The organism is Arthrobacter sp. 3Tela_A, from assembly GCF_049311025.1.
In the GTDB taxonomy this organism is placed as follows: Bacteria; Actinomycetota; Actinomycetes; order Actinomycetales; family Micrococcaceae; genus Arthrobacter_B.
The window spans coordinates 15289-40878 of the sequence record NZ_JAXIOM010000004.1; the positions used below are offsets into that span (position 1 = coordinate 15289).

At 65.7% G+C, this 25590-nt stretch carries 24 protein-coding genes; 6 read left to right on the forward strand and 18 right to left on the reverse strand.

The window, feature by feature from the left end; all coding sequences use genetic code 11:
- Nucleotides 1–25 precede the first annotated feature (25 nt).
- From TVC13_RS02330 to TVC13_RS02355, 6 genes are read right to left on the reverse strand one after another with little or no spacing between them, the layout of a single operon-like run.
- Nucleotides 26–877, reverse strand: coding sequence for an ABC transporter permease (locus TVC13_RS02330; protein WP_422399637.1), 852 nt, complete (start codon nt 875–877; stop codon nt 26–28).
- On the reverse strand, nt 874–1731 hold the full coding sequence (locus tag TVC13_RS02335; RefSeq protein ID WP_422399638.1) for an ABC transporter ATP-binding protein: 858 nt from the start codon (nt 1729–1731) through the stop codon (nt 874–876). Before TVC13_RS02335 ends, TVC13_RS02330 begins: the two co-directional genes overlap by 4 nt.
- The gene (locus TVC13_RS02340; RefSeq protein WP_422399639.1) at nt 1728–2618 is read right to left on the reverse strand and encodes an ABC transporter permease; all 891 of its coding nucleotides are present in this window, start codon (nt 2616–2618) and stop codon (nt 1728–1730) included. The genes TVC13_RS02335 and TVC13_RS02340 overlap by 4 nt, the downstream gene beginning before the upstream one ends.
- Complete coding sequence (locus TVC13_RS02345) at nt 2615–3631, reverse strand: TIGR03842 family LLM class F420-dependent oxidoreductase (protein ID WP_422399640.1); 1017 nt, start codon at nt 3629–3631, stop codon at nt 2615–2617. Before TVC13_RS02345 ends, TVC13_RS02340 begins: the two co-directional genes overlap by 4 nt.
- 8 nt (nt 3632–3639) lie before the next feature.
- Complete coding sequence (gene hydA / locus TVC13_RS02350; protein WP_422399641.1) at nt 3640–5061, reverse strand: dihydropyrimidinase; 1422 nt, start codon at nt 5059–5061, stop codon at nt 3640–3642.
- A 36-nt stretch (nt 5062–5097) separates the two neighbouring features.
- Nucleotides 5098–5946, reverse strand: a complete 849-nt coding sequence (locus tag TVC13_RS02355) for a nitrilase-related carbon-nitrogen hydrolase (RefSeq protein ID WP_325788858.1) — start codon at nt 5944–5946, stop codon at nt 5098–5100.
- 339 nt (nt 5947–6285) lie between these two features.
- Here TVC13_RS02355 and TVC13_RS02360 point away from each other — a divergent pair, with 339 nt between their 5' ends.
- Genes TVC13_RS02360 through TVC13_RS02370 form a run of 3 tightly spaced genes read left to right on the forward strand, consistent with a single transcriptional unit; the run spans nt 6286 to nt 9156 of the window.
- Nucleotides 6286–7302, forward strand: coding sequence for a putative F420-0 ABC transporter substrate-binding protein (locus tag TVC13_RS02360; protein ID WP_422399642.1), 1017 nt, complete (start codon nt 6286–6288; stop codon nt 7300–7302).
- The gene (locus tag TVC13_RS02365; protein ID WP_422399643.1) at nt 7295–8359 is read left to right on the forward strand and encodes a putative F420-0 ABC transporter permease subunit; all 1065 of its coding nucleotides are present in this window, start codon (nt 7295–7297) and stop codon (nt 8357–8359) included. Before TVC13_RS02360 ends, TVC13_RS02365 begins: the two co-directional genes overlap by 8 nt.
- Nucleotides 8356–9156: an ABC transporter ATP-binding protein gene (locus TVC13_RS02370; protein ID WP_422399644.1), complete on the forward strand. Its 801-nt coding sequence runs from the start codon at nt 8356–8358 to the stop codon at nt 9154–9156. The genes TVC13_RS02365 and TVC13_RS02370 overlap by 4 nt, the downstream gene beginning before the upstream one ends.
- Nucleotides 9157–9317: 161 nt before the next feature.
- On the opposite strand, the gene TVC13_RS02375 is transcribed toward TVC13_RS02370, so the two are convergent.
- From TVC13_RS02375 to hisS, 3 genes are all read right to left on the reverse strand, one after another.
- Nucleotides 9318–10241, reverse strand: coding sequence for a coenzyme F420-0:L-glutamate ligase (locus tag TVC13_RS02375; RefSeq protein ID WP_422399736.1), 924 nt, complete (start codon nt 10239–10241; stop codon nt 9318–9320).
- A 2-nt stretch (nt 10242–10243) separates the two neighbouring features.
- Complete coding sequence (locus TVC13_RS02380; RefSeq protein ID WP_422399645.1) at nt 10244–11248, reverse strand: TIGR03557 family F420-dependent LLM class oxidoreductase; 1005 nt, start codon at nt 11246–11248, stop codon at nt 10244–10246.
- Nucleotides 11249–11310: 62 nt separating this feature from the next.
- Nucleotides 11311–12654 (reverse strand): histidine--tRNA ligase, encoded by a 1344-nt coding sequence (gene hisS / locus TVC13_RS02385; RefSeq protein WP_422399646.1) that lies wholly within the window; start codon nt 12652–12654, stop codon nt 11311–11313.
- Nucleotides 12655–12855: 201 nt separating this feature from the next.
- On the opposite strand from hisS, the gene TVC13_RS02390 reads away from it, so the two are divergent.
- The 3 genes from TVC13_RS02390 (at nt 12856) to TVC13_RS02400 (ending at nt 15529) form a co-directional block, all read left to right on the forward strand.
- Nucleotides 12856–13140 carry a hypothetical protein gene (locus TVC13_RS02390; protein WP_422399647.1) on the forward strand — a complete coding sequence of 95 codons (285 nt, stop codon included), beginning with the start codon at nt 12856–12858 and terminating at the stop codon, nt 13138–13140.
- A gap of 181 nt (nt 13141–13321) precedes the next feature.
- Nucleotides 13322–14806 (forward strand): DUF349 domain-containing protein, encoded by a 1485-nt coding sequence (locus TVC13_RS02395; protein ID WP_422399648.1) that lies wholly within the window; start codon nt 13322–13324, stop codon nt 14804–14806.
- A gap of 87 nt (nt 14807–14893) precedes the next feature.
- Nucleotides 14894–15529 (forward strand): hypothetical protein, encoded by a 636-nt coding sequence (locus TVC13_RS02400; RefSeq protein WP_422399649.1) that lies wholly within the window; start codon nt 14894–14896, stop codon nt 15527–15529.
- An 8-nt stretch (nt 15530–15537) separates the two neighbouring features.
- Here the strand turns inward: TVC13_RS02400 and TVC13_RS02405 are convergent, their stop codons facing one another.
- The 9 genes from TVC13_RS02405 to pdxT all read right to left on the reverse strand — a co-directional run bounded on the left by TVC13_RS02405 (nt 15538) and on the right by pdxT (nt 25575).
- Nucleotides 15538–17964 carry a RelA/SpoT family protein gene (locus tag TVC13_RS02405; protein WP_422399650.1) on the reverse strand — a complete coding sequence of 809 codons (2427 nt, stop codon included), beginning with the start codon at nt 17962–17964 and terminating at the stop codon, nt 15538–15540.
- Between the two features lie 123 nt (nt 17965–18087).
- On the reverse strand, nt 18088–19110 hold the full coding sequence (secF, locus tag TVC13_RS02410; RefSeq protein WP_422399651.1) for a protein translocase subunit SecF: 1023 nt from the start codon (nt 19108–19110) through the stop codon (nt 18088–18090).
- Nucleotides 19110–20957, reverse strand: coding sequence for a protein translocase subunit SecD (gene secD / locus TVC13_RS02415; protein ID WP_422399652.1), 1848 nt, complete (start codon nt 20955–20957; stop codon nt 19110–19112). The genes secF and secD overlap by 1 nt, the downstream gene beginning before the upstream one ends.
- A gap of 87 nt (nt 20958–21044) precedes the next feature.
- Nucleotides 21045–21527 (reverse strand): preprotein translocase subunit YajC, encoded by a 483-nt coding sequence (gene yajC / locus TVC13_RS02420; RefSeq protein ID WP_422399653.1) that lies wholly within the window; start codon nt 21525–21527, stop codon nt 21045–21047.
- Nucleotides 21528–21698: 171 nt separating this feature from the next.
- Nucleotides 21699–22760 (reverse strand): Holliday junction branch migration DNA helicase RuvB, encoded by a 1062-nt coding sequence (ruvB, locus tag TVC13_RS02425; RefSeq protein ID WP_422399737.1) that lies wholly within the window; start codon nt 22758–22760, stop codon nt 21699–21701.
- 19 nt (nt 22761–22779) lie between these two features.
- Nucleotides 22780–23409, reverse strand: a complete 630-nt coding sequence (gene ruvA / locus TVC13_RS02430; protein ID WP_422399654.1) for a Holliday junction branch migration protein RuvA — start codon at nt 23407–23409, stop codon at nt 22780–22782.
- 84 nt (nt 23410–23493) lie between these two features.
- The gene (gene ruvC, locus TVC13_RS02435) at nt 23494–24102 is read right to left on the reverse strand and encodes a crossover junction endodeoxyribonuclease RuvC (RefSeq protein WP_422399655.1); all 609 of its coding nucleotides are present in this window, start codon (nt 24100–24102) and stop codon (nt 23494–23496) included.
- A gap of 7 nt (nt 24103–24109) precedes the next feature.
- Nucleotides 24110–24865 carry a YebC/PmpR family DNA-binding transcriptional regulator gene (locus tag TVC13_RS02440; RefSeq protein WP_152227690.1) on the reverse strand — a complete coding sequence of 252 codons (756 nt, stop codon included), beginning with the start codon at nt 24863–24865 and terminating at the stop codon, nt 24110–24112.
- Between the two features lie 2 nt (nt 24866–24867).
- Complete coding sequence (pdxT, locus tag TVC13_RS02445) at nt 24868–25575, reverse strand: pyridoxal 5'-phosphate synthase glutaminase subunit PdxT (protein ID WP_422399656.1); 708 nt, start codon at nt 25573–25575, stop codon at nt 24868–24870.
- Nucleotides 25576–25590: the final 15 nt, after the last annotated feature.

Here is a 25590-nt window from a genome sequence, read left to right on the forward strand (position 1 = left end):
ACATCTATGGAACGGTGCCGGACCTTCAGGAGCCGCCGGTGTGCCGGGAGAAGTACTTCTCCAGCGCAGCGGTCACCGCGTAAAACAGCAGCCCCAGCAGGACGGCGCCAAGCACGTAGGCCCAGGCCAGCGTGTAGTTGCTGCTCGACGCCGCTGAGGTCACCGATTTACCCAGCCCGCCGACCGGCCCGCCAAAGTACTCGGCAATCAGCGCCGAGACGACGGCCAGCGACGACGCGATCCGCAGGCCGGTGAACATATACGGCACAGCGCTGGGCAGGGTGACGCTGCGGGTAATCTGCCACTTCCCGGCGGCGTAGGAGCGCATCAGGTCCCGGTGCACCGGCTTCACCTGCCGGAAGCCGCGCAGCGAGTTGACGTAGACGGGGATGAAGACGGCGATGCCCGCCACGATCTGCCGGGTAGCCTGCTGATCGGCGCCGAACATTGTGTAGAGCACCGGAGCCAGCGCCACGATCGGTATGACCGAAAGCGCCACCACCAGCGGTGCCGCCAGCCGGTCCAGGGCGGGGGCGGCGGCTGACGCCACAGCGGCCGCGACACCCAGCAGGGCTCCCACTACCAGTCCGACGGCGGCGTTCACCCCGGTGACGACGGCGGCACCCAGCACATTCGCGAAGTTGCCGGCGAAAGCTTCCGCGATCGCCAGCGGCCCCGGGACAATGAACGGCTCAATCTGCAGCACCCAAACCGCACCCTGCCACAGCAGGAGTGCCGCTGCCCCCAGCAGCAGCGGCGCTCCGATGTGCCGGCCCAGTCCGGACAGACGGCCCGGATCAATTCCGGCTGCTCCCCTGGTTTCCGGCGGCACCCGCGCTGCCGGTGCCGCGGGTGGATCCTGGACGATCCCGCTCATCGGGTTTCTGCTCCCCGGACCGCTGCGGGCTCGGTCCCGTGCAGGGCCTCGCGTACTGACCGGATGGCTTCGTAGAAGGAGGCTTCCTCACGCAGTCCTGCACCGCGGGCGTGGGCTGAGCCCAGCGTGATGTCCACGGTCTCCCGGATTTCACCCGGCCGCGGCGACATCACCACCACCCTGTCCGAGAGGAACACTGCCTCCGGGATTGAATGCGTGACAAACACGACGGCGCAGCCGGTCTCGGCGCAGATGCGGACCAGTTCGTTCTGCATTCGCTCCCGTGTCATCTCATCCAGCGCCCCGAACGGCTCATCCATCAGCAGCAGCTTTGGGGACTCGGCAAGGGACCGGGCAATGGCGACCCGCTGCTGCATGCCGCCGGAGAGCTGGTCCGGGTAGTGCCCGCCGAACTCGGTGAGTCCCACCATTTCCAGCAGCTCATCGGTTCGTGTCCGACGGGCCGCCGGAGCAGCGCCGTGGGTCTGCAGGGGCAGTTCGATGTTCCCGCGCACAGTCCGCCAGGGCAGCAGGCCTGCCTGCTGGAACGCAATGCCGTAGTCCTGGTCCAGCCGTGCCCGCCGCGCGCTTTTTCCAAACACGCTGATGGTTCCGGAACTGGGCGCATCCAGGTCCGCGATCAGTCTCATCAGCGTGCTTTTGCCGCAGCCGGAGGGCCCGATCAGGGAAACGAACTCTCCTTCGGCGACGCTCAGGCTGACATCCCGAAGGGCCTGGACGGGGTTGCGCCCGGTACCGAAGACGCGGTGAACGCCGGCCACGTGAACCGCCGCAGCCTGCGCCGCTCCCCCACCCTCCGGCGTCGTACTCCTTGAATCCGTGCTGCCGTTCATGCTGCCTGCTCTCCTCTGCGGTAACGGCGCAGTACGACGCCGATCAAAGCAACGAATCCCACCGCGGCCAGGCCCAGTACCACGGCGCCGAAGATCGGTGCCCAGGGTTTGCCGGGGTCTCCCCCGGCCGCCGCCGCGAATTCAACGATCATGCGGCCAATGCCGCCGCGCAGTCCGATCGACACCTCCGCCACCACGGCACCCACCACCGCGTTGGCGGCAGCGAGCCGCAGCGCCGGCAGCAGGTAGGGCACGCTGGCCGGAAGCCGGAGGCGAAGGAAGGTCTGCCACCAGCCCAGGGCGTAGGTGTGCATAAGGTCCACGTGCGCTTTCTCCGGAGCGCTGAAGCCGCGGAGGGCGCCGATCGCCACCGGAAAGAACGCCAGATAGGCGGAAATCACGGCCACGGACATCCAGTTCTCCCAGGTGAACGGACCGAACTCCAGCTGCGACCCCCACCGCCGGACCAGCGGAGCGATCGCGATCAGGGGCACCGTCTGGCTCAGGATGATCCACGGCAGCATCGCGGAGTTCGCGCTGCGGAACCGCTGCATCACCATGGCAAGCCCCAGTCCTACCGCGACCCCGAGGAGCCAGCCCGCCCCGGCAATGCCCAGGGTGAAGCCGGCTGCCTGCAGCACTGATACCCACATGGGACCGGCACCGGCGGCTGAGGATTCGGGAGCAAACAGCCGGCCCAGCATGGTCCAGGAATGCGGCATGGCCAGGTCCGTGGTCCGGGGCAGCAGCGGCAGGCCGCCAACCCGGACTCCTTCCGCCGGGCCCACGGCCTTGTAGGCCTCCCAGGCCAGGACGGGCAGCAGCACCCCGCCGATCCCCCACGCGATCGCGGAGGGGCGCCGCCGCCGTCGTACGTCCGTTTTCATGCCTTCGCAGCCACGTGATCCCGCAGCGCAGGAATCACCGTCTCCCCGTAGACACGGAGGGTTTCCTCCTTGTTGTCATGCTGGAGGTAACCGGCGAACTGGGTCACCCCCAGGGCCTTGAGCTTTTCGAGCTTCTCCATGTGCTCTTCGGCGGTGCCCAGGATGCAGAACCGGTCCACGATTTCATCCGGCACAAAGTCGGCATGGGTGTTCCCCGCCCGCCCGTGCTCGTTGTAGTCGTAGCCCTGGCGTCCGGCAATGTAATCGGTCAGCGCCTGCGGAACGGAGGAATCGGACCCGTATTTGGACACGATGTCCGCCACGTGGTTGCCCACCATGCCGCCGAACCAGCGGCACTGGTTGCGCATGTGCTCCCGGTCCGTGCCGATGTACATGGGTGCTGCCACACAGAAGGAAATGCTGTCCGGGTCCCGGCCGGCGTCGGCGGCTGCCTGCCGGACGGTGCGGATCATCCATTCGGCGATGTCCACGTCCGCCAGCTGCAGGATAAAACCGTCCCCGACCTCACCGGCCAGTTTCAGCGCCAGAGGACCGTAGGCCGCCACCCAGACTTCCAGTTCGGAGCCTTTGCTCCACGGGAACTGCAGGGTGGCGCCGTTGTATTCAACCGGACGGGAATTGGCCAGTTCCCGGATCACGTGGACCGCCTGGCGAAGGGTTTTCAGCGTGGTGGGTGCACCGTTGGTCACCCGCACCGCTGAATCCCCGCGGCCGATCCCGCACACCGTCCGGTTCCCGTACATCTGGTTCAGCGTGGCGTAGGTCGACGCCGTCACTGTCCAGTCCCGGGTGGCCGGATTGGTGACCATGGGCCCCACCTTGATGGACCGGGTTTCGGCCAGGATCTGGCTGTAGATCACGTAGGGTTCCTGCCAGAGCAGGTGCGAGTCGAAGGTCCACACGTAGTCGAACCCGTGCTCCTCGGCTTTCTTTGCCAGTGCCACCGTCCGCTGGGCGGGAGGATCACACTGCAGAACAGCTCCAAATTCCATGTTTCCCCCTAGACCAGGTACTGGCTGGTTGCGCGGCGGACGTACTGCCCGTGGCCCTTGCTGCCCAGGTACTCGTTGTTGTTGACGACCACCCGGCCGCGGGACATCACCGTGTCCACATGCCCTTCAATCTCGTAGCCCTCCCAGGCCGAGTAGTCCATGTTCATGTGGTGGGTTTTCTCCACACCGATGGAGGTGTGTCCGTTCGGGTCGTAAATAACGACGTCGGCGTCAGCTCCCGGGGCGATCACACCCTTGGTGCCGTACATGCCGAACATCCGCGCCGGCGTCGTACTGGTGATTTCCACCCAGCGTTCGAGGCTGATCTTCCCGTCCACGACGCCCTGGTACATCAGGTCCATGCGGTGTTCCACAGAGCCGATGCCGTTGGGAATCTTCGAGAAATCCCCCACCCCCATGTCCTTCTGCCCCTTCATGCAGAACGGGCAGTGGTCGGTGGCCACCATCTGGATGTCATTGGTGCGCAGTGACTGCCACATGTGGTCCTGGTGATGTTCGTGCTTGGACCGCAGCGGCGTGGAGCAGACCCATTTGGCGCCTTCAAACCCGTCGGCGCCGAGCTGGTCCTCGAGGGAAAGGTAGAGATACTGGGGGCAGGTTTCGCCGAAGACGTTCTGCCCGTTGTCCCGCGCCGCGGCCAGCTGCTCCACCGCCTGTTTGGCTGACACATGGACCACGTAGAGCGGAGCTCCGGTGAGGTTGGCGAGCATGATGGCCCGGTGGGTGGCTTCCTCCTCCATCTGCCAGGCGCGTGCAACGCCGTGGTAGTACGGATCGGTTTTGCCCTGGGCCAGCAGTTCGGTCACCATGGCATCAATTGCCGGGCCGTTTTCGGCGTGCATCATGGTCATCAGCCCGGTCTCGGCACCGACGCGCATGGCTTTGTAGATCTGCGCGTCATCGCTGTAGAAGACGCCCGGGTAGGCCATAAAGAGCTTGTAGCTGGAGACCCCTTCGTCCGGGAGGGTTTCCATCGCCTTGAGCGAGTCGTCATTGACGTCGCCGATGATCTGGTGGAACCCGTAGTCGATGGCGCACTGCCCGGCGGCCTTCTCATGCCAGGCGGCGAGGCCGTCCATGACCCGTTCGCCGTAACGCTGGATAGCGAAGTCCACAATGGTGGTGGTTCCGCCCCAGGCAGCGGCCCGGGTGCCGGTCTCGAAGGTGTCGGAGGCTTCGGTGCCGCCGAAGGGCATTTGCATGTGGGTGTGTGCGTCGATGCCGCCGGGAATCACGTACTTGCCGGTGGCGTCCAGGACGGTGTCCACCGAGCCGGCCAGATCGTGTCCCAGCAGTGTGGAGCCGGGTGCCAGGACCGCGGCGATTTTCTCTCCGTCCACCAGGACATCCGCCGCGCGGCGGCCGGTGGCGGTGACGACGGTGCCACCGGAGATGAGTGTTGTTGCCATAAAGCGTTTCCCTGCCTTCCTCTTTGCTGTCCGGGCTTACGGTGCCGTGATGGGGTTGTAGGCGTCCGGACGGCGGTCCCGGTAGAACTGCCAGTTGTTCCGGGCGGTGCGGACCAGCTCCAGGTCGAGGTCGCGGATCATCAGTTCCTCACCGTCGCGTGCCCCTACCTCACCCACGTAGTTGCCCTGCGGGTCTGCGACGTACGAGGTGCCGTAGAAGTCCACGGCCTCCTCACCGAACTCGTTGGTTTCCTCCCCCACCCGGTTGGGGACCACCACGAAGTAACCGTTGGCAGCTGCAGCTGTGGGCTGCTCCAGCTCCCACAGCCGGTTCGAAAGCCCGGGCTTGGAAGCGTTCGGATTGAAAACCAGCTGGGCGCCGTTTAATCCCAGGACCCGCCAGCCTTCGGGGAAATGCCGGTCGTAGCAGATGGTGACCCCGACTTTGCCCACCGCGGTGTCGAATACCGGCCAGCCGAGGTTTCCCGGGCGGAAATAGAACTTCTCCCAGAACTTCTCCACGTGGGGAATGTGGTTCTTCCGGTATTTGCCCAGATACGTTCCGTCAGCGTCGATTACTGCAGCCGTGTTGTAGTAGACGCCGGGCTGCTCTTCCTCGTAGACCGGAAGGATAATCACCATATTGTGCTCCGCTGCCAGTTTGGAGAACCGTTCCGTCAGCGGTCCCGGCACAGCCTGGGCGTACTCGTAGTACTTGCTGTCCTGGACAATCCCGAAATACGGCCCGTGGAAGAGTTCCTGGAAACAGATAACCTGTGCACCTTCCGCCGCTGCCCGGCGGACAAAGTCCTCATGCTTGGCAACCATGGATTCTTCATCCCCGGTCCACGTGGTCTGGGTCAGTGCGGTTCGAACGATCGTCAAAACATCCTCCACATTCCGGCGGCTGGGCCGCTTGTTTCGCAAAAGACCGCATGGGCTTTTGATCATCTTTTGGGCTAAACATTTCTCCTGCGTTTCGGAGGCATTAAAGCTGCGGTGCAGCTCCGTTCTCCGTGCCCGCCATCCTTGGCTACGAAGACGAGTTCTGCAAGAGTGTAGAAATCGCCGCCGGTGCGCTTTCATCCCGGCCGGCGGCAACAGATCTCCGGCCGGATTGGCCGTGGATCAGCAGGCCTTGATTTGGGCCCAGGCTGCACCCGTCCCGGGGACGAGAATCTGCTCCGGGAATCTTGCCCGAATCACTTCCACCTGCGAGGTTCAATGACTCTCCGTTCTCCTGTTTCAGGCCGGTTCCTGCGCTCCGGAGCGGCAGCCGCCTGTGCCGCGCTTTTGCTGTCCGGCTGCGCAGAATCCGGTGCAGGACCCGCTAACGACGGTCCGCGGGCCTCCGCTTCAGCGTCCACTTCCGGCTTTCCGCTGGAGCTGGATAACTGCGGAACCGTTCTCTCCCTGGAAGCTCCGCCGGAGCGGGTGGTCACCATCAAGTCCACTTCCACCGAGCTGCTGCTGGCCTTGGGCCTGGGCGAGAAGATCGTCGGTACCGCGTTCTCTGACGGTCCGGTGCCCGAAGCCTGGACGGGCTCACAGGTTCCCCCGGTCCTGGCCGAGAAAGTCCCGTCACGCGAGGCAGTCCTGGCAGCGGCTCCGGATCTGGTGTTCGCCGGCTGGGAATCCAATTTCTCCGCCGACGGCGCGGGGGAACGGGCCCAGCTCGCAGAGCTGGGAGTCGCGAGTTACGTTTCGCCCGCCGCCTGCCAGGAAGACGGGTACCGGCCCGGTCCGCTGACATTCGACAATGTCTTCACCTCGATTGAGGAGGCGGGGAGGGTGTTCGGGGCGCCGGACGCAGCGGCGGAACTGGTCGCCGCGCAGCGCGCCGAGCTGGCCGACCTCACCCCTTCCGGCAAGGGCTACACCGCCCTCTGGTACAGCTCCGGCTCAGACACTCCCTATGTGGGGGCCGGCAGCGGAGCACCCGCACTGCTGATGGAAAATGCCGGTCTGGTGAATATCGCCGCCGACATCGACGCCGGCTGGAGCCCGTACTCATGGGAGGCCGTTGCCGACGCCGCCCCGGACGTCATAGTGCTGGTCGACTCTGCCTGGGGCAGCGTGGAGAAGAAAAAGGCTGTCCTGGAATCCCACCCCGTTATTTCTCAGCTCTCTGCCGTGAAGGAAGGCCGCTACCTGGTGGTGCCGTTCGCCGCGTCCGAAGCCGGAGTGCGGAACGTGGAGACCGTCCGGTCCCTGATTGAACAGCTGGCTGCCCTTGACTGAGACCAGGGCCATTCCGCGGACCGCGGCCCCGGAGACCGGACTTCCTGTCCGCCGCCCCGTCTCCCGCCGGCCCTGGCTTGTGGCCGCTGTCCTGGCCGCGGCGCGGGGCGCCGCAGGTCTCTGGGCACTGACCGTAGGACCCGCAGGGCTGGGGTTCCGGGAGGCGTGGCTGGCGCTGACGGCCCCGGGCAGCGGGTCACTGACACCGCTGCAGGAAGCGATCGTACGGGAGCTTCGGCTGCCGCGGATCCTGACAGCTGCGGCTGTCGGTGCGGGTCTGGCGGTCAGCGGCGCAGTGATCCAGGCGCTGACCCGCAACCCGCTGGCAGACCCGTACCTGCTGGGCCTCAGCTCCGGTGCCAGCCTGGGTGCCGTGACCGTGCTCCTGCTGGGTGCCGCCGTCGTTCTTCCCGTTGCGGCGTTCGCCGGCGCCATGCTGGCGATGGCCGCCACCCTCACCCTTGCCGGGGCGCTGGGGAACATCACACCCACCCGCACTGTCCTGGCCGGACTGGCTGTCTCCTCGCTGGCCGCAGCAGCCGCGTCTTTTGTGGTGTTCTGGACCGCGCAGGGTGATTCCTACCGTGAAGTGCTCGGCTGGCTGATGGGCTCCCTCGCCGGAGCCACCTGGTCCAGTACGGCGATCGCTCTTCCGGCCCTCGCCGTCGTCGGGATTCCGCTGCTGTTCTGCGGCCGGCTCCTGGACGCCTTTGCCTTCGGGGACACCGCAGCCTCAGCCCTGGGCGTGCCCGTTCCCGCCGTGCGGTGGACGCTGCTGGGTGCCACCGCGCTGCTGACCGGTGCCATGGTGTCGGTGAGCGGATCCATCGGTTTTGTAGGTCTGGTTTTGCCGCATGCCGTCCGGATGCTGGCAGGCCCGTCGAACCGGACGCTGCTTCCACTGTCCGCCCTTGCCGGTGCACTGTTCCTGGTGCTGGCCGATACTGCCGCCCGGACCGTGTTTGATCCACGCGAGATACCGGTGGGGATTGTGACCGCGCTGATCGGGGCGCCGTTCTTCATCCTGCTGCTCCTGCGACGCCGGAGCGGTGCATGAGCGCGCTGCCGGACACTCTCGTGGGTGCTGGCCTTTCTGCAGACCGGGTACGGGTGGTCCGCGGCGGCCGGGTACTGGTGGACGGGGTGGACTGCACCCTGGAACCAGGGACGTTTACCGGCCTGCTGGGCCCGAACGGTGCAGGCAAATCCACCCTGCTGCACCTGCTGGCCGGTGTGCTGGGACCCGACGGCGGAACGGTACGGTTCCGGGACCGGCCGCTTTCGCAAACCCGGGCGCGGGAACGGGCGCGGAGCATCGCCCTGGTGGAGCAGTCCCTGCCGGCTGACACGGCCCAGTCCGTCCGTGAGGTCGCGGCGCTCGGCCGTACTCCGCACCGCAGTCTGCTGGCCGGGGACAGCCGGCGTGACCTGGAGGTGGTGGAGCGCTCCCTGGCGGCTGCCGGCGTCGTTCATCTGGCAGAACGCTCTTATTCATCGCTGTCCGGTGGGGAGCAGCAGAAGGTGCAGCTGGCCCGGGCGCTGGCCCAGGAGCCCTCGGTGCTGCTGCTGGATGAACCCACGAATCACCTGGATATCTCCGCCCAGCTGGAAACGCTGCAGCTGCTGGAGAACCTGGCCGCGGACGGTACCGCTGTGGCCGCAGCCCTGCATGACATCAACCATGCGGCGGCGTCGTGTTCTCACCTGATCGTGCTGAAGGATGGGCAGGTGGCGGCGTCCGGGCCGGCGGAGTCCGTGCTGACACCGGAGCTGATCCGCGCTGTCTATGGTGTGCACGCCGTTATGCTCAAGCACCCCCTCACGGGCCGCCCGCTGGTTGCGCTGGGCCGGTAGGCCTCAGCGTCGATCCCCTGGTTCCCCTCCACTTTGGGACATCCCTGCCAGTTTGGGACTCTCCTCCGCGGCGCCGCGGCAGGAAAGTCCCAAACCCAACGGATTCTCCCAAACCGGAGCGAAATGGTGCCGCACCGAACCGGCCACCCGACCGGGCGGGGTCAGCGGGTGCTGCCCGTGCTGCGTGCCCTGCGGCGGGCCTCGGCGGCAGCGGCTGCATATCCCGCGGCGTAGCCGTCTTCATACCCCGCCGCATGGCCGTCGTCGTAGCCGGCGTTGTAACCGGTCTGTATGCCCGCACGCCGGCCGTCCTCATAGGCCTCCGCACTGCCCTGCCGGAACATGTCCTCAGCTGCCGGACGCAGCAGCGCCTTCGCACCGCCGTCGTCCTTCACTGCTCCCGTGACCAGCATGTCCAGGCCCCTCACCAGGGCTACGGGGAACCCGGTCGTCTTGCCCTTGACCAGGTCTGCAGCCGCAGCGATCTCATCAGCCACGGCCGAGACGGTGGCAGACATCGGCCGGCCGGAAGCATCGGGCGTACCGCGCAGGTCCAGCAGGACCTTCAGCCCGGCAGCACCGATCGCGGCGTCCGTCTGCCCCTGGCGCCACGGGCGGCCAAGAGTGTCAGTGATGACGACGCCGATGTCCACACCAAAGTCCCGCTTCATCCCCTGGCACAGGCTCCTGGCGGAGGCGTCCGGGTCGGCGGGCAGCAGCAGGATGGTCCCGTCCGCAGTATTGCTGGCGTCGACCCCGGCGGCGGCCGCGACGATCCCCAGCCGGTTTTCGACGATCCGGGTGATGCCGCCGGGATGTTCCCGGGTGGCCACCGCACGGACCGTTTCCTGTTCCACGGCCTCCTCACGGAGCGCAGCCTCCATAATCCGGTCCTCGGCCTTGGAAACGATCTTGGACGTTACTGCCAGAATGTCCCCGTCCCGCAGGTCCTGCCCGCAGGCAGCGCCGATGATCTTCACCAGATCGTCGCCGGACCGGATCTCGCCAATGCCCTGCACCGCGGTCACCAGCAGCGCCCCGGAGCCGGTCGGTTCTCTGTCCGTACTGGACCGAATATCCTCCAGGGTCACCGGTGCAGCTCCGGCAGGACCGAGGCACCAAAAACTTCGATCCACTCACGCTGATTCCGGCCGACGTTGTGCAGGTAGACACGGTCGAACCCGAGGTCGAGGAACCGCTGGATGTATGCCCGGTGCACGTCCGGGTCCTCAGAGATAAGCAGACGTCCTTCAAAGTCCTCGGGGCGCACCAGGCGGGCCATCTGTTCAAGTTCGAAGGGCGAGCGGATATCCGCCTTCGGGAACTTCATGCCGCCGTTGGGCCACTCGGTCATGGCGCTGGCCAGGGCCTCTTCATACGTCGGCGCCCAGCTCATATGCAGCTGCAGGACCTTGGGCATCGTGTCCGGATCCTTCCCGGCCTCGCGGGCACCGGCGTCGAACCGGGCAAAAAGACCCTCAATCTTCTCCAGCGGCGCACCCACGGTGATCAGGCCGTCGGCATGCTTTCCGGCGCGCTTGGCCGTCACCGGCCCGGCCGTTGCCACAAGGATCTCCGGAGCAACCTCCGGCATGGTCCACAGGCGGGTGGATTCCATCTTGTAGAACGTACCGCTATGCCGCACGTCCTTGCCTGCCAGCGACGCGGCGAAGAGCTTCGAAATGATCTCGATGGCCTCGAACATCCGGTTGATGCGCTCGGGAGCCTCCGGCCAGTACTGGGCCATCACGTGTTCGTTCAGTGCCTCGCCGGATCCCAGGCCCAGCCAGTGCCGGCCTGGGTACATGGCTGCCAGCGTCGCAGAGGCCTGCGCGACCATGGCCGGGTGCCAGCGGAAGGTCGGAGCAGTAACGCCGGGTCCAATGTCGCCCTTGGTCCGCTCCCCCAGGGCGGACAGGACGTTCCACACGAACGCCGACTGTCCCTGCGCCGGCACCCACGGCTGGAAATGGTCCGCCGCCATCACGCCGGAGAAGCCGTGCTCCTCGGCGTAGGCGGACAGCGCCACGGCCTCAGTGGGGTGGAACTGCTCCAGCATGGCCGCATAGCCGATCCGCAACGGGGTTTTCATGCAGCCACTATAGGGCAGCGAACATACCCAGCCGGGGAACGGCGTGTTTCAGGCGTGCTAATTCAGCCGCGCGCGGTGACCTGCGGAAGAAGGTCCTCAGCAGGCGGGGTCCACACGGCAGGATCAGCCTGGACCTGGTCGCCGGACCGGATGTCCTTGACCTCGTGGGTGCCGTCTTCGGCGGTGAACCAGACAAACGGAATGCCGCGGCGGTCCGCGTACTTGATCTGCTTGCCGAACTTCTCCGCTTTGGCTGCCACCTCGACGGCAATGCCGCGCCCGCGCAGCGCCGCGGCGACGTCCTGTGCAGCCGACCATGAGTCGTCGTCGGCCAGGGTCACCAGGACGGCGGTGGGCACCGAGCGGCTGGCCTCGGCGAATTCCTGGCTGAGGATGCGCATGACCAGGCGGGTCACGCCAATGGAGAGCCCGACGCCGGGGAAGGACCGGTTGCCCTTGGACGCCAGGGAGTCATAGCGGCCGCCGGAGCAGATGGAGCCGAGCTGTTCGTGGCCCACCAGCACTGTCTCGTAGACGGTGCCGGTGTAGTAATCCAGTCCGCGGGCGATGGACAGGTCGGCAATGACCTTGCCCGGGGCGCGGCGTGCCGCTTCGGCGATCACCTGTTCCAGTTCGTCGAGGCCGGTGTCCAGCAGTTCATTGGATACCCCGAGGGCACGGACCTGCTCCACGAAGGACACGTCTTCGGTGCGGATCGAGGCAAGCTGCAGGGCCAGGGAGGCCTGCTCCGGCGTGGCACCGAGCTCTTCCTGCAGGAGTTCGGCGACCCGTTCCGCGCCGACCTTTTCAAGCTTGTCGATGCTGCGCAGCACACCGGCGGTGTCTTCCAGACCGATGCCGCGGTAGAAACCTTCGGCCAGCTTGCGGTTGTTGACGCGGATCCGGAAATCCGGAATCGGAAGGGCTCCGAGCGCCTCGGCGATCACCAGCGCCAGCTCGACGTCGTAACGGAACGGCAGGTCGCCGTCGCCCACCACGTCAATGTCCGCCTGCGTGAACTCGCGGGCACGGCCTTCCTGGGGGCGTTCTCCGCGCCACACCTTCTGGATCTGGTAGCGGCGGAAGGGGAAGGCCAGGTGCCCGGCATTCTCCACCACGTAGCGGGCGAAGGGGACCGTGAGATCAAAGTGCAGGGCAAGCTGGTTCGGGTCCTGCTTGGCAGGGGCGTCCCCTTCCTCCGCCTGCAGCCGGCTCAGCGCATAGACTTCCTTGTCGATCTCGCCCTTGCGGAGCAGCTGGCCCACGGTTTCCACCGCACGCGTTTCGATGTTCGCGAATCCGTGAAGTTCAAAGGTGCGGCGCAGCACGTCCAGCACATGGAGTTCAACGAGGCGCTCCTGCGGTAGCCATTCAGGGAAACCGGACAGTGAGGCCTTGCGTGCCATGCGGCAGACTCCTTTGGGATCAGGCGGCCAGCTGCGCGGCGCGGGGCAGCGCTTGGCGGGCCAAAGACTGGGAAAACACACAGCGGGCGTGCCTAAACTGTGTGCCGCAACCATTTTAGCTGTTCCCGGGCTCCGGACCGCCATTACGGGTTTCGGTGCCCGCAGTTCCCGTTCCGCATTCCCTACCCCAGGAGGACGGCAGTGAGAGCCGCCAACCAAAACAACAGGACCGCCCGGCAGCTGCGGGTCCGGATGGAAGCCAGAGCGGCCTTCGAGTGGGAACTCCGCCGCCGCCGGCTCCGCGACAATGCCTTCGCCGGCGCGGCAGGAATACTGGTCCTGGCGCTGGCGGTGGCGCTGCAGGTCTTCTGGTTCTCCTCCAATCCCACGGCGGATGACCTGGAACGGCTCAGGGACCAGGCGCAGATCGAACAGAGCGCTCCAGCGCCGTCGCCGGAGCAGACTGCCCCGGCACCCGGTCCCTGATTTCTCTGACTGCCTGCGGGGATTCCGTAATAACGCTGGTAACCGGCGGGTACCCGATAATGGGTAAGGTAACGTCAGGGCTTGAAGTTCCGGGATCATTTGCCGCCGACGGCGCGGCAGACGGCACCCGGGACAGACAGCCTTCAACCCCGGTGACGAGAGATTCGTTTACCCTGAAGTAATGGCTCTGCGGGATTCGCTCAGCGGCCATCCATCGAGTGAAAGACTTTTAGCGGTGACAGACAGTCAGAAATCCGACGAAACCACCGGGAACGTTCCGGAAACCCAGCGGCCCTCAGCCCCCAGCCCTGCAGCATTTGCGGCCCGGCACCCGGTGCCCGCACCGGCAGCCCCGCGTCCGGGCGCTGCTGCTCCGGCACCCGTAGTGGCCGCTCCGGCCGCCCATACGACTCCGCTGGAGGAAGCTGCGCAGTTCGCCCGCGTCGAGGAGGACGGCCACGTCTTCCTGATCGTTGATGGCGAAGAGTTCCCCGTTGGGCAGTACCCCGATGCCACCCGCGAGGAAGCACTGGCTTACTTCGTGCGAAAGTACGACGACGCCGTCAGCCAGGTCATCCTGCTGGAACAGCGCCTCGCCGCCAAGGCACCGGCGTCGGACATGCACAAGACGCTGAAGCACCTCGCTGCCCAGGTGGCGGAGCGCAAGATGGTCGGCGATGTCAAGGCGCTGGACGCCCGCATCACGGAACTGCAGGCCGGGATCAAGGCCGCCGAAGCCGCTGAGCGCGCAGAAGCGGAAGCCGTCCGTGCCCGCGAGCTCGCTGCCCGTGAAGCGATCGTGGCAGAAGCCGAAGAGATCGCCGCCAAGGATCCGGCCACGATTCAGTGGAAGACCAGCAGCAACCGGATGAACGAGCTGTTCGAAGCGTGGAAGTCAGCGCAGAAGAACGGCCCCCGTCTGGGACGCAGCAACGAAGATGCGCTCTGGAAGCGTTTCCGCTCCGCACGTACCGTCTTCGACCGGCACCGCCGCGCGTACTTCTCCCAGCTGGACAATGAGAACGCCGAAGCCAAGCGTGCCAAGGAAGCCCTCATTGCCCGCGCCGAGGCGCTCTCCGATTCCACGGACTGGGGCAACACCGCCGCCGAATACCGCCACCTGATGGATGAGTGGAAGGCTTCCAAGCGCGCCAGCCGCAAGGACGACGACGCCCTGTGGGCCCGTTTCCGCGCTGCCCAGGACAAGTTCTTCGCCGCCCGCCAGGCTGCGAATGAAGTCATCGACGAAGAGTTCGCTGCCAACCTGGTGGTCAAGGAGGCCCTGCTGAAGGAAGCGCAGGAAATCCTTCCGGTCACGGATCTGAACGCTGCCCGCAAGGCCCTGCAGTCCATTCGGGACCGCTGGGAAGAAGCCGGCAAGGTTCCCCGCGCTGACATGGGCCGCATGGAAGCCGGCATCCGCAAGGTTGAAGAAGCCGTCAAGGCAGCCGAGGAAGAGCACTGGCAGCGCAGCAACCCGGAGACGAAGGCACGCACCAACAGCGCGCTGACGCAGCTCGAGGCCGCGATCGCCACCCTCCGCGAGGAACTCGCCGCAGCGGAGAAGGACGGCAATGCCAAGAAGATCGCCAACGCCCGTGAAGCCCTTGAGGCCCGCGAGCAGTGGCTCGAGACGCTGCGCCGTTCCGCACAGGACTTCTCCTAGGCTCTAAGCGCACAGGCCCGGGTCCCGCTTTTCCACAGGCGGGATCCGGGCCTTTCGCATTCCCGGCCCGGCAGGAAGTCTTGGGGAATGGTCCTCCCCTGTCCGGATCCCGGCGGCATCCCCGAGGTGACGTCCACCGGCGGCGCCATCTTCCATGCCGGGGGTGTGTTCACCTTCCCGGAGCTGCAGGGCATGTGCCGCGACGGCCTCCTGCGCCATGTGTACGGCTCAACGTTCCTGCGCTGGGATGTGGGGGTCTCCCCGCTGGCACGTGCCCTGGCGGCGCAGCACAGCCTGCCGCCACAGGTGCGCGGCCGCTATGCCTTCGGCTGGCTCAGCGCCGCCTGGATCTACGGCTGCGCTCCGGCACCTGGACGGCTGGCACTGCTGGCCGACTCCCGCCGGCGCAGCACGGCCCTGCCTCCGTTCAGCGGCGCAGTGCTGCATGAAGTAGCCTTGGGCCCGGCGGACCGGACCCTGCTGGGCACTGTGCCGGTGACGCATCCGCTGCGGACCGCGTACGACGTCGCACTGCACTTCCAGGCGGAGGAGTCAGTTCCGGTGCTGCTGGCCATGGCCGCCGACCCCACGCTGAACTGCCGCCCTGCCTATCTGCGCACACTGCTGCAGAGCGGCTACCGCGTCCCGGGCACCCGGCGCGCGCTGGACGCGCTGGATCAGATGGACACAGAACTGGCGGAGAGGGAGACGCCGGGAAGCTAGGGAAGCGCCTATACCCTGCGCTGATCCCCGGTGGTCCGGTAGACGTCGTAGACGCCGTCGATACGCCGCACGGCGCTGAGGATGTGGCTGAGGTACTTCGGATCGCCCATCTCAAAGACGAACTTGGACATCGCCACCCGGTCGCTGGAGGTGTTCACACTGGCCGAGAGGATGTTCACGTGGTTCTCCGACAGGACCCGGGTGACGTCGGAGAGCAGTGACTTGCGGTCCAGTGCCTCCACCTGGATTTCCACGAGGAACACCGATGACTGGGTCGGCGCCCAGTCCACCGCGACAATCCGGTCCGGCTGGTCGCGCAGTTCCTGGACGTTGCGGCAGTCAGTGCGGTGCACCGAGACGCCCGAGCCGCGGGTCACGAATCCGATGATCGGATCCGGCGGCACCGGGGTGCAGCAGCGGGCCAGTTTCACCCAGACGTCGCCGACACCGCGTACCGTAACGCCGGAGTCGGAGAACTTGGGCCGCTTGGCATTGGCTGAGGAAACCGGGGTCTCCGCCAGGTCCTCCTCGGCCCCCTGGTGTCCGCCCATAAGCGAAACCAGGTGCTCGATGACGTTTTGCGCCGAGGTGTGCCCGTCACCGACAGCGGCGTAAAGCGCCGAGATGTCCTGATGGTGCAGTTCCTGGGCCACGGCGATCAGCGCGTCGTGGGTCATCAGGCGCTGCAGCGGCAGGTTCTGCTTCCGCATGCCGCGGGTGAGCAGGTCCTTGCCCTTTTCGATCGCCTCTTCGCGGCGTTCCTTGGTGAACCACTGGCGGATCTTGTTCCGTGCCCGGGGGCTCTTGACGAACCCCTGCCAGTCCTGGCTGGGGCCTGCGCCCTCAGCCTTGGAGGTGAAGATCTCCACCCAGTCGCCGTGCTGGAGCTCGCTGTTCAGCGGAACGAGTTTGCCGTTGACCCGGGCGCCGATGGTCCGGTGGCCCACCTCAGTGTGGACGGCGTAGGCAAAGTCCACCGGCGTTGATCCGGCCGGCAGCGCCATAACCTCGCCCTTGGGCGTGAACACAAAGACTTCACGGGCGTTGATCTCGAAGCGCAGTGAATCGAGGAACTCATCCGGATCCGACGTCTCCTGCTGCCAGTCCACCAGGGAGCGCAGCCAGCCCATGTCCGAATTGTCGGGGGCGGCAGACCCGTTCTTGGCGCCGTCCTTATACTTCCAGTGCGCGGCCACACCGTATTCGGCGCGGCGGTGCATGTCATGGGTGCGGATCTGGATTTCAACCGGCTTGCCGCCGGGACCGATCACTGTGGTGTGCAGTGACTGGTACATGTTGAACTTCGGCATGGCGATGTAGTCCTTGAACCGCCCCGGCAGGGGGTTCCAGCGCGCATGCAGGGCACCAAGGGTGGCATAGCAGTCCCGGACCGAGTCCACGAGCACGCGCACACCCATCAGGTCATGAATGTCATCGAAGTCTTTGCCCCGCACGATCATCTTCTGGTAGATCGAGTAGTAGTGCTTGGGGCGGCCGGTGATGGTGGCCTTGATCTTGACGCTGTGCAGATCATCCGCGATCTGGCTGCGCACGGTGGACAGGTACTTCTCCCGCTCTGGGGTCCGGTCCCCCACCATGCGGACAATCTCGTCGTAGACCTTCGGGTGCAGTGCCGCGAAGGAGAGGTCCTCAAGTTCCCACTTGATGGTGTTCATGCCCAGCCGGTGCGCCAGCGGGGCAAAGATCTCCAGCGTCTCGCGGGCCTTCCGGGCGGAAGACTCCGGAGAAACAAAGCGCCAGGTCCTGGCATTGTGCAGGCGGTCCGCCAGCTTGATCACCAGCACCCGGATGTCCTTGGCCATGGCCACGACCATCTTGCGGACGGTTTCGGACTGGGCTGCGTCGCCGAAGGTCACCTTGTCCAGCTTGGTGACGCCGTCAACCAGCATGGCCACTTCAGGCCCGAATTCGCTGCGCAGCTCATCCAGCGAGTAGGCGGTGTCCTCCACCGTGTCGTGCAGCAGCGCAGCGGCAAGGGTGGTGCCGGTCATGCCCAGCTCGGCCAGGATGGTTGCGACGGCGACCGGATGCGTGATGTACGGGTCGCCGCTCTTGCGCTTCTGTCCGTCGTGGCAGCGTTCGGCAACCAGGTAGGCGCGCTGGATCAGGTCCAGGTCTTCGCGCGGGTTGTTGGCACGGACGGTGCGCAGCAGCGGTTCGAGCATCGGCGAGTAGGCGGTGCCGCGGCCGGCCAGCCGTGCCAGGCGGGCACGCGTTCCATGCCGGCGCACCGGGGCAGGTTTGGGCGCAGGCTTCGGGGCAGGGGTGATTTCCTGCCCGGGCCCAGGTTTAACCTGGACTGCCGCAGGCGTCTTGCTTCCCGAACCCTTCTCCGGGGAGTTCACCGTTCCCGGGGCAGAGCTGCTCTCCCGGTCTTTTCCTGCGCTTTCGGCAGGCGTCGCGCTCTCGGCCAACTGCTGCCCTTTCTTTCCAGATATCTGCCAGTCTATGCCCCCGGACAGCTGCTCTTACACCACCGGTTCCGTTCTTCCCGGGAAGGGAGTAACGGAACCGGTGATAACGGAGCGCTCTGCGGGCTACGTGGCGGCTGCAGGTGCCGCTGCCGACGGCGCCTCGTGCTCACGCCGTTCGGTGACCCGCTTGGTGTGCTTGAGGATCTCCGGTTCGCGGCGGCGCAGCCAGGCGTACAGGGGGGCCGCGACAAACAGGGTGCCCAGGGTGCCCAGGATGATGCCGATGAACAGCGCCAGGGACAGGTCCTTCAGCGTTCCGGCACCGAGCAGGTAGGCACCGATGAACAGCACCGAGGCCACGGGGAGGACGGCCACAACGGAGGTGTTGATCGAGCGCACCAGCGTCTGGTTGACGGCAAGGTTCACCTGTTCGGCGAACGTCCTCTTGGTCTGTTTCTCCAGGTTGGCCGTGTTCTCCCGGATCTTGTCGAAGACCACCACCGTGTCATAGAGAGAATAGCTCAGGACGGTCAGGAATCCGATGATGGCCGATGGCGTCACCTCGAATCCGCTGAGCGCGTACAGCCCCGCAGTAACGATCATGACCACCAGCAGCCCGGTGACCGCGGCCAGGGACATCTTCCAGGTCCGGAAGTACAGCGCCATGAGCAAGGCGGCAAGGGCCACGAAGACAATCAGGCCGATCAGGGCCTGCCGGCTGACGTCGTTGCCCCAGGTGGGACCGATGAACGTGGACGTCACCTGGTCCTCGTTGACGCCGTAGCCCTCGGCCAGCGCAGTCTTTACTTCCAGGGTCTGGTCGTCGCTGAGCTCCTCGGTCTGGATCCGCATGGTGCCCGGGGAAATGTTGGTTACGCGCGGGTCGGAGCCGGAGACAACTTCGCTCACGGCTTCCTCGCCGACGGAAACCTGGGTGTCCTCAACGCCGGAGACGGTGAATTCGGAACCGCCGCGGAAATCGATGCCCAGGTTGAATCCGCCCTTGACGACCGGAATCAGGATGGAGAGGAGGACGGCGGCAGCGGCAACCATAAACCACAGCCGGTAGCGGCCCACAAAGTTGTAGGACCGCTTTCCGGTGTAGAGCTCATTGCCGAACCTGGCGAACGCGGGAAGCTTACCCATCAGTTGCCCTCCTTCTCCGCGTCGCGGCCGGAGCCTGCCATTGAATCCTGTTTGTCCGCAGCCTCGTCCGACTTGGCGGATTTGTCCTTGCCGCCGCGTTCAGCAGCGGCCCGGCGCTCGGCGATGGTCATGCGGCGTTCAGCCTCACGGGCCGCGCCCTTGTTCTTTGCCTTCGCGGCGTTCACTGACTTTGCGGCACCGGCGGCCTTGCCGGCAGGAACCGGCGTGCCGGCGTCGTCGTCATCAGCGTCAGCCGCTGCCGGCTCACGCAGGCGCCCGGCACCGCGGTACACGGGGACGGCGCCGAGGCGGGTTGCGTCCAGGCCGGACCATTTATGGCCCTTGCCGAAGAACTTGGTCTTCGCGAGAAGCACCATCACCGGGTGGGTGAACATAAAGACCACAATCAGGTCGGCAATAGCGGTCAGGCCCAGGGTAAAGGCGAAGCCTCGGACGTTGCCCACAGCCACGAAGTACAGCACGACGGCGGCAAGCAGGTTCACTGCCTTGGAGGCCAGGACGGTGCGCTTGGCACGCTTCCAGCCGTTGTCCACCGCGGAGACCAGTCCCCTGCCGTCGCGCAGCTCGTCACGTATTCGTTCGAAGTAGACGATGAAGGAGTCGGCGGTGAGACCGATGGCCACAATCAGGCCCGCAACACCTGCCAGCGAGAGCCGGTAGTTGTGGGACCAGCCGAGGATCGCGATGGCCAGGTACGTCAGGACACCGGCGACGATCAGCGAGGTGATCGTCACGAAGCCAAGGGCCCGGTACTGGAACAGCGAGTACACCGCCACCAGGATCAGGCCGATGACGCCGGCGATCAGGCCCATGCGGAGCTGGTCAGCGCCGAGGGTTGCGGAAACCTGCTGCTCGCTCTGGATGTCGAAGCTGATCGGCAGGGCGCCGTACTTCAGCTGCTCGGAGAGCGCCTTGGCGGTCTCCTGCGTGAACTGTCCGGTGATCTGGGCATTGCCGTCAGTGATCAGGACGTTCATGGACGGAGCGGAGATGACCTGTCCGTCCAGCACAATGGCGAACTGGTTCTGCGGGGAGCCGTCACCGAAGCCGAGCAGCCGCTCGGAAACAGCGCGGAACTTTTCCGTGCCCTCCTTGTTGAAGTCCAGATTCACGGCCCATTCGTTCAGGGACTGGCCCTGGCCGCCCTGTGCCATGCCAAAGCTGGCATCTTCGAGCATTGAACCGGGAACTTCCACCGGTCCGAGGATGTACTTGCCGGCAGTTCCCGGTTCACAGGCCACCATCGGTTCATCTGCCGGAGCAGGTTCGACCGAAGCTTCCAGCGCCGCGGGATCCAGGCAGTTCGTGGATTCGAACTCCTTGTACAGCTCCGGGGTCACCCAGTTCATGTCCGAACCGTTTTCCGGTTCAGCGCTCGGCTGAGGCAATGCCTCGTCCGGCGTCGGCGTTTCCGCCGCGGGCGCCTGGCCCGGTCCGCCCATGATGACGGAACGGAACTCCATGGCCGCAGAAGCCTGGATCAGCGCCCGGGTCTCGGCCGTAGGCGTGCCCGGAAGCGACACGACGACGTTGCGGCCGGACTGCGTGGTGATCTCCGCTTCGGAGACACCGCTGCCGTCCACGCGCTGGCGGATGATCTCCACAGCCTGGTCCAGCTGCTCCTGGCTGATCTGCGAATCACCGCCCTGCACCTTGGGCGCAAGGATCATCTGGGTGCCGCCCTCAAGGTCAAGGGCAAGCTTGGGAGTCCAGCTGGCGTTGCTCCACATGGAGCCGCCGCCGAGCAAAAGGGCCAGGGCAGCAAAAAGGACGCCCAGCCAAATGAGCGTCTTTTTTGCTGCCGGGCCGGAGCCGGTTCGAGGCATAGAGGTTTTCCTTAGGGCGTGATCGCCGGAGACAGGTGGATCCGGCGGGCCTGCGTCAGTGGTACTGCCTGCAGGTCCTCGGAGAGTCTAGTTGTCTTTCTTGTTCTCGCGGTCGAGGCGCTTGAGCGTTTCGTCCGGGGTCTCATCCTGCGGTGCGTCGGCAGCATCGTCGCGCGGACGTTCCTGCGCGATTTCACCGGTGAGCGAAGAAGCATCATCCGGAACGACGGCGTCCTCGGTTTCAGTTTCCTCAGGCTGGACGGTGACAACCTTCGTCAGGGCCTGCAGGTGGATGGTGGCCGTGTTGCCGGGGGAAAGTTCCAGGACAGCCTTGTTCTCTTCCTGGTCCACGGAGACGATCGTGCCGAAGAGACCGAACTGGGTCATGACCTCGGTGCCGGGAACCATCTGGGACCGCTGCTCCTGGACAGTCTTCTGGGTCTTCTTCTGCTTGCGGAACATCATAAAGATGAACAGGCCAAGCAGGATCGGCAGCAGGAGGTTCGACAGGGCGAAACCGCCCTGAGAGCCTGTATCGGTGGTCGTCTGGGCCAAGACATTCAAGAACACGAAGGGTTCCGTTTCTGTTGCGGTATGTATCGGTATGCCGGAATCAGCGCACCGGCGGAGCGGACGTCAAATCAGTCTAAGGGGAAAACGGTCCACCGGCCGCTTAAGTTTCCCGCCTGCTTTTTCATTGTGCAGGCATCGAGCTGCGATTGCATCCCGGGCCGGAGCGGCTCAGGAGAGTTCCGGCTCCCCGGGCCCGGGCGCCGCCTCACCGGTAAACAGCGACTCGGGGATGAGCTGGGCAGCGGCGTCGGGCATCCGCAGGCCCAGGTGTTCCCAGGCTGCGCGGGTGGCTATGCGGCCGCGGGGCGTGCGGCCCAGCAGGCCTTCACGGACCAGATAGGGTTCGGCCACGGTCTCAACGGTTTCAGGTTCTTCGCCGACGGCGATGGCAAGGGTGGACAGGCCCACCGGTCCCCCGCCGAATTTGGTGACCAGGGCGTGCAGCACGGACCGGTCCAGCCGGTCCAGGCCTCGCTCGTCCACTTCGTACATATCCAGTGCGGCTCCTGCGGAGCGGGCATCGATCTGGTCGATGCCGTGGACCAGCGCCCAGTCCCGGACCCGGCGCAGCAGGCGGTTGGCGATACGGGGGGTCCCGCGGGAGCGGCCCGCGACCTCGGCGAATCCGGCGGAGTTGACCTTCATATCCATCAGCATGGCCGAGCGGCGCAGCACCAGTTCGAGCTCAGCAGTGGAGTAGAACTCAAGGTGCCCGGTGAAGCCGAACCGGTCGCGGAGCGGTCCCGGGAGCAGCCCGGCGCGGGTGGTGGCGCCCACGAGGGTGAAGGGCGGCAGGTCCAGCGGAATGGCCGTGGCGCCGGCGCCCTTGCCCACCACAATGTCCACGCGGAAGTCCTCCATGGCCATGTAGAGCATTTCCTCCGCGGGCCGGGACATCCGGTGGATCTCGTCGAGGAACAGCACCTCTCCTTCGGTCAGGGAGGAGAGGATGGCAGCCAGGTCTCCGGCGTGCTGAATCGCCGGACCGGAGCTGATGCGCAGCGGGGCGTTCATCTCCGCGGCGATGATCATGGACAGCGTGGTCTTGCCCAGGCCGGGAGGGCCGGAGAGCAGCACGTGATCGGCGCTGCGGCCGCGCAGGCGGGAAGCTTCAAGGACGAGGGACAGCTGTTCGCGGACCCTTTTCTGCCCCACAAAATCATCAAGGTTCTTCGGCCGCAGCGCAGCTTCGATCGCTTTGTCGTCCGGATCAGGGGCCGCTGTTGTCAGCGCTTCGGAGGCTGCCACGCTAGCCTGCCCGCTGCGGGGACCGGGCACGGGCGCCGTCCTGGCCCAGGCGGCGCAGGGTCAGGCGCAGGATTTCGGCCACGTTGCCGGCGGCCGCCGCTTCGGGATGTTCGGCCGCCGTCGCTTCAACCGCAGCCGTGGCGTCCTTTTCCGACCAGCCCAGCCCAGTCATGGCGGACATGACCTGGTCGTTCCAGGCGGGCACACCCGCCGGTGCTTCCTCGGTGCCGAGCGGAACCAGTTTGTCCGCCAGTTCCAGCACAATCCGCCGGGCGCCCTTCGGGCCGATCCCGGGAACCTTACTGAACGCCTTGTCGTCTCCTGTGGAGGCAGCGATCCGTACGGCTTCGGGTGTGTGGACAGCCAGCACCGCAAGAGCGATGCGCGGACCAACACCGCTGACGCCCAGCAGCGTCTCGAAGACTTCCCGCTCCCCCGGCTCGGCGAATCCGAACAGGGTCATGGAGTCCTCGCGCACGATGAGCGCCGTGTGAAGCAGCGCTTCGGCTCCGGTCCGCAGGGACATCAGGGTCTGCGGAGTTGCCTGGACGGCCATGCCGATGCCGTTGACGTCAATGACGGCGGAGGCAGTGCCGACGTAGGTTACGACGCCGCGTAGGGAGGCGATCATGGGGAAACTCCGTGCGTTGATCCGGGAACGAAATAGAACATATCTACGAACAGCCTACTGTCCCGGCCCCGGTTTGCCGGAACTTTAGTAGCGGGCGCGTTTCGCTTTGGCTTCTGCTTCAGCCCACAGCCGTTGTGCCGGAGTGAGTCCCGAAGCGGCCGGTCCCCCGCCGGAGGACGCCGATCCCTGAGTCGCAGCCTGTCCGGGTCCCACGGCCCCGCGCCGCCAGGCGTGGGCGATGGCCAGCGCGAGGGCGTCGGCGGCGTCGGCCGGGCGCGGCATCTCGGTGAGCCGCAGGATCTTGGTGACCATCCGGCCCACTGCTTCCTTGTTGGCTGATCCTGAACCCGTAACGGCGGCCTTGACCTCCGTGGGGGTGTGCAGCGCAACCGGAATCCCCCGGCGGGCGGCGGCGGCAATAACGACGCCGGAGGCCTGGGCTGTGCCCATGACGGTGCTGACATTGAGCTGGCTGAAGACCCGCTCCACGGCAAGGACGTCCGGCGTATGCGTATCCAGCCAGAGCTCTATCGCCTCGGAAATGGCCAGCAGCCGGGCGTCGAGGGCAGTGCCGGCTTCCGTGCCGGCAACCCCCACAGCCCCCATGGTGGCGCGGCGGTTGCCCTCGACGTCGACTACGCCCAGCCCGCAGCGGGTCAGTCCCGGGTCAACACCCAGGACCCGGAGAGGCACGCGGTGCTCAGTCTTCTTCGAGCTGCGCGAAAACGTCCGCGGAGATGTCGGCGTTGGAGTACACGTTCTGGACGTCGTCCAGTTCTTCCAGCGCGTCCACGAGCTTCATGAACTTCCGGGCGGCGTCGGCTTCCAGGTCCACCAGCATGGAGGAAATGAACTCGACTTCGTCGGTCTCGTACTCGATGCCGGCTTCCTCAAGGGCTGCCACCACGGCACGCAGGTCCGAGGGGTCGCAGTGAATCTCGAAGTTGTCGCCTGATTCCTTGACCTCGTCAGCACCGGCGTCCAGCACGACCATCAGCAGGTCGTCTTCGGTCAGATCCTTCTTGGGCAGGGAGACAACGCCCTTGCGGTTGAACATGTAGGAAACGGAGCCGGGGTCCGCAACCGAGCCGCCGTTGCGGGTGATGGCCAGGCGGACTTCGGAGGCGGCACGGTTCTTGTTGTCCGTGAGGCACTCGATCAGCACAGCGGATCCCTGGGGTCCGCGGGCCTCGTACATGATTTCGGTGTAGTCAACGACTTCGCCGGTCAGGCCGGCGCCGCGCTTGATGGCGCGGTTGATGTTGTCGATGGGAACAGAAGTCTTTTTTGCCTTCTGTACAGCGAGTTCAAGACCGGGGTTACCGGCCATGTCCGCACCGCCGGCACGCGCTGCAACTTCAATGTTCTTGATCAGCTTGGCAAAGGACTTGGCACGCTTGGCATCAATTACGGCCTTTTTGTGCTTGGTAGTTGCCCATTTCGAGTGGCCCGACATGCTTACGCGTCTCCTCTGATCATCTGGATAAATAGTTCGTGGATGCGGCGCTCCCCCGTTACCTCCGGATGGAACGAGGTGGCCAGCAGTTTTCCCGAACGCACTGCCACAATTCTAGCGACTGAATCTTCTGCACCATTTCCAGCACCTGATCCGCCGTCTCCGGCCGGGACCTGCGCCAGGACCTGCACGGTGGAGCCTACCTTCTCCACCCACGGTGCGCGGATAAAAACGGCGTGCACATTTTCGGCTTCCGCCGCCGGGTCCTGGCTTGGCAGGGATTGAAGTCCGTCAAACGGAAGACTGATTTCAAAAGACTCACGCTGCCGGCCAAATGCGTTGCGGCGCACCACAATGTCCAGCCCGCCCAGGGTCTGCTGCGGAACACCCGCAGCATCCAGTGCCGGGTCGGTGATCCGGTCCGCCAACAGGATCATGCCGGCGCAGGAGCCGTAGACCGGGAACCCGGCGGCAATCTTTGTGCGCAGCGGTTCGGCGATTCCGTAAAGGCGCATCAGCTTGTCGATCGTGGTGGATTCCCCGCCGGGCAGCACCAGACCGTCCAGTGCATCGAGTTCGGATGCACGGCGGACCAGCGTTGTGCGGGCACCTGCCGCTTCGAGCGCCTGTACGTGTTCGCGGACTCCGCCCTGAAGAGCCAGCACTCCCACCAGCGGTGATGCGGCGTCCCGCGGCGTGATTTCGGTCATTGGATTATTCTAGGT